Genomic DNA, 4,521 nt, shown 5'->3' with positions numbered 1-4,521 from the left:
TTATGCCAGTAAGAGCCGGTTACATAATCCAATTCCGCATAAGCGACAAACTGTGGATGGCTTTCCAAAAATGTCCGGATACCTTTCCGACATTCGGGATTGAAACTGTCATGCATCAAAATGGTGATGGGATGCTGATGAGGATAGTTAAAAATGGCCTCCAAATCACGGAAAACTCCCTTACGGGTATGGTCACCATCCACCAAGATAAAATCCAGTCTTCTTCCTTCTTTTTGTATCTGCTGAAAAATGTCAGTGAGGCATTGCACAGAATCACCAACTACAAAATCTACATTGGAGAATTTGGGAGCCAAAAATCTTTTGGGTGAATCACTGATATCAATGGAATAAACCTTCTGGGAGTAGGAGCTGATCACCTGCAAGCTTCCTCCCTTATAGGTGCCGATTTCAATAGAGACATCCGGAGCTAAATCTTTCATTAACCCCATCAAGCAATATTTCTCCGCCCGGGACATTTGCCATTCCAGTGATTCATCCACATTAAAATCAGTCAGAATAGGATTACCAATATCGTCTTTCATTATATTTTCGAAGATTTTTATTTGAACCTACAATTTACCAAAAACTTTCATCAACCGATGTGAAAAGAAATTCGAATTAACCGGGTCAAGCTGAATACTCGTACAAATTCTCCTTTTGAAGTCTATCTACTTGTAGTCCTGTTTCAATGGATTTTAATCAAGGATCCATTTTACCTGATCCCAAATTTCCGGCCCATCGTTTCTTTGTTTAGGGCCGGGAGTACTCCTACCGTCCTGAATCAAGCGGATAAGTTCCTCCCTCAATTGCCTGACTACTTGAGGATATTGGTCAATAAGGTTTTGTGTTTCACCCGGGTCCCTTTGGAGGTCATACAATTGCATTGAAGGAAGGTATTCAAGCCCTTCAGAGGTTTTTGGATCACTCCATCCCCCTGAACCCGGCCATAATATCAACTTCCAATATTCCTTTCGGATCGCAAACCGACCCTCAATGGAATGAAGTACCACCTGAGGTCTTTCAATCACGGTGGGTTTATTTTCCAAAATATCCAAAAAACTGAAGCTGTCTTCGGCAGCATTTGGCGGTAGCGGATAGGAAGTCAGTTCAGCCAAAGTAGCCATCAAATCGGTGGTACTGATCACCACCTCGGTAGATTTGGGGGAACTGACTTTTTCAGGCCAATGGACTATAAAAGGTACTCTGAGTCCTCCTTCAAAAATATCGGCCTTATGACCTCTGAAAATATAGGACGGGTGATGGCCCACCTTCATCAGCTCTGGAAAGCTTGCTCTTGGAGAGCATCCGTTGTCACTGGTAAAAATCAAAAGGGTATTTTCCAACAATCCATGCTCATCCAAAGCTCCTGTGATACGGCCCACGACATCATCCACCTGCAGCATAAAGTCTCCATATAAATTGGTGTTGCTTTTCCCCATAAATTCGGTAAGGGGCAAAATCGGCGTGTGGGGAGCAGGCAGGGCTAAATACAAAAAGAAGGGCTGACTATTCCTGGATCGCTGCGCAATATATTGCACGGCTTTTTCGGTCAGATGTGGCAATACCTGTACATGTTCAAAATCACTTCCGGTCTGCCCCTTTCTCCAAAAAGCCTTCTCGTCCATATTGACAGTTACCCTATTTGGAAGAGCGGTTACCCAGCCATTTTCCACATATACATAAGGAGGCATATCCAGTGAACCGCTGAACCCATAAGAATAGGAAAAGCCCCTTTCACCGGGTCCGTTTTTGATCACCTTCGTAAAATCAATTTCAAAATTTTTTCCAAGATTATTCAAACTCTCCATCTCAGTTTCAAAATACCAATCCCATCCCAAGTGCCATTTGCCTACAAAACCCGTATGGTATCCTTTTTCCTGAAGCATTTCGCCGACGGTCAGTCTGTCCGATTCTATCAAAGGTGGGGAATAGCCGCCCAGAACACCTGATTTCAGTTCAGACCGCCAATTATACCGGCCTGTCAATATCCCATAGCGGGTAGGTGTGCAAACAGCAGAACTGGTATAGGCGTCCGTAAATTTTATCCCATTGTTGGCCAACCTGTCTATGTGAGGGGTGATGATTTTGGATTCAGGGTTAAAAGAAGAAACATCTCCATACCCCATATCATCGGCAAGGATATAGATGATGTTGGGAAGCTGTGAAGAGTTTTGAGCATAACCTGTCAATACTATGAGACAGGAAATCGTAAAACTGAGCAGGAATACTTTTATTTTTACCATCTTTTTTTGTTTCAATAATCATTTCCCATCAAACTTTCCAATACAGATTGTTGCCAGAGTTTGAGTTTACCTTCAAGGAGAATACCCACCTCGGGAAGTTGTTGGATCAGGTTATTGGATTCAGCAGGATCTTCCCTTACATCAAAAAGTTCTTTTTTAGCATCATCCCCAATTCCGCCATGGATTACCAATTTGAACCTGTTGTCCAGAATGGCCCTTGCACCACCAAAATCCTGTACCTGAATATCCAGATGATGGAAATTGGTAAAATTTCTGGTAGCAATGCCATTCATCAGCTTGACCAAGGGTGAGGTTCCTTTTTGCAATTCAGGGTCTATATACGGTACCGGACTATATCCTTCTTCCTGTCTAACCGTACCGTTCCAAAACATAATTGGCTCTTTCCTTTCAACCATGGTACCATCGAACATAGAAGTAAGATCAATACCATCAATTGGTCTATTTGGTAAAGGTTGCCCTGTTATGGCACAAAGAGTGGGAAGCACATCGGAAGAGACCGAATTCACAGCCGTGACCATTGGATTTGGAATTCCGGCAGGCCATTCCAGGACAGAAGGCACTCTAACACCCCCTTCATATACATCAGCTTTTTCACCTCTAAATGGAACAGTTGCATTTCCTTCAGGAGGTGTGCCGTTATCCCCGAAATACCATAGTAAGGTATTTTTGCGTAGGGCTTCAGCCTTAAGATAGTCTCTCATGCTACCAATAGAACGATCCATAGCAGTGATTTCCGCAAAACGCTCCTGCAATACCTCCCTTTGGGGTCTGTCTATTTGTTGTCCTGTTTCATTGGAAGTTAGACTTACAATTTTATCACCCAAAGATTCTGGTAAGTCATCATATAGCGCCAGGTCCTCGGGCAGGCCACTGTAGGGTTCATGGGGAGAACCATACCAGATTACCACAAAAAACGGCTGATTATTCTCTTTGGACTTTTGAATAAAACGGATGGCTTCTGCAACAAGAATCTCTGAACTTTCGCCTTCGTACAGCTCCGGAGGCCCTCCGTTTCTGGACAAATATGGGTTCATTTCAAAAAAGTTGTCATGCGACAGGTATTCATCAAATCCCATGGCTGCGGGATTGGTGGGAGATTCAGCCTTTACAGGACCCAAATGCCACTTGCCAAAATGTGCCGTGGCATACCCGGCTTCTTTCATAATTCCGGCAATGCTGATTTCCTCAGGCCGGATGGAAGTTCCCGGTGTAAAAGTCCCATAGCGATTGGGGTGTCTTCCGGTAATGACACTTCCACGGGTAGGCGAACATACCGGTGAAGCCGAGTAAAAGCGGTCCATCCTTAATCCTGTCGCCGCCATTTCGTCCAGCACAGGTGTTTGAAGATAAGGATGTCCATTATATCCAACCTCGTCCCAACCGTGGTCATCTCCCATTAGGAGGATGATATTTGGAAGTTTGCTTTTATTGGTTTCTTTTTGGGAAGTTTGGCAGGAATAAGTCATCCCTATTGCCAGTAGAATAATTGAAAGAAGTGATCGATTGGTGAATTTTCTCATACCGGCTTTATTTTTTGGGAACAAAAAGGACTGCATCAGCCACCACTATTCCATCGGCCCCTTTATTGGATATTTCTACAAAAGCTTCTTTACCGGCAGATAGCCTGTATTCTCCCAAGAAAACCCACTCGCCGGAGGTCTGACCTTCTACCCTGATATCTTCCTCTTTTACTATGGTTTCTTTTTCGGTGGTTCCGTCAAAAACCCTGACACCGGTTTGACTGCTTGCATCATTGGTTCTCGAAAAATAAATATAGGCATCATAATTTCCGGTCTCTTTGATATTTGGCACAAACCGAACCGAATTGTCCTCAGTCCCTTTGGATAAATCTTTCAGAAAACTTGGACCATATCCACCATAAGTCTGCCGTTCCCAGTTGCCTTTAATCTGAACGCTTTCTACATCGTCATTATCGACCAAGACCTCAGCGGTGCCCCCATCAGCCAGGGGATTTTCTTTCAGGATATTTTGCAGTTCCGGGACATTTACCTCATGAACAGAAATATTTTGGTCAATCGCCAGGCAAGCAGCCACTGCGGAGGATTGCGCCAAAACCATAAAAACGGGGTCCATCCGGATGGAGCCAAAAGCAATATGGCTGGCAGAAAGTGCGGCGGGAACAAATAGGTTTTTGACTTCTCCTTTTTTGGGTATCAGGGATCTGTATGCAATTGGATAAGGACCAAAACCTCCTATTTCCACATTCCCTTCATTTTTCACCATTTTTTTTCCATCT

Annotated in this window: 4 protein-coding genes; all 4 read right to left on the bottom strand. The window is 43.8% G+C overall.

Annotated features, from left to right (window positions below; all coding sequences use genetic code 11):
- The coding region (locus ACEW8O_RS22150; RefSeq protein WP_373496813.1) for a class I SAM-dependent methyltransferase at positions 1 to 542 on the bottom strand (542 nt) is incomplete at its 3' end.
- A gap of 153 nt (positions 543 to 695) precedes the next feature.
- Complete coding sequence (locus ACEW8O_RS22145) at positions 696 to 2,243, bottom strand: arylsulfatase (RefSeq protein WP_373496812.1); 1,548 nt, start codon at positions 2,241 to 2,243, stop codon at positions 696 to 698.
- An 11-nt stretch (positions 2,244 to 2,254) separates the two neighbouring features.
- Positions 2,255 to 3,784 (bottom strand): sulfatase, encoded by a 1,530-nt coding sequence (locus ACEW8O_RS22140; RefSeq protein WP_373496811.1) that lies wholly within the window; start codon positions 3,782 to 3,784, stop codon positions 2,255 to 2,257.
- Positions 3,785 to 3,791: 7 nt separating this feature from the next.
- A partial coding sequence (locus ACEW8O_RS22135; protein ID WP_373496810.1) for an FAD-dependent oxidoreductase occupies positions 3,792 to 4,521 on the bottom strand: 730 nt, incomplete at its 5' end.

The organism is Aquiflexum sp. (genome assembly GCF_041749095.1).
Taxonomy (GTDB): Bacteria; Bacteroidota; Bacteroidia; order Cytophagales; family Cyclobacteriaceae; genus Aquiflexum.
This window is presented reverse-complemented; position numbering and strand designations above follow the sequence as displayed.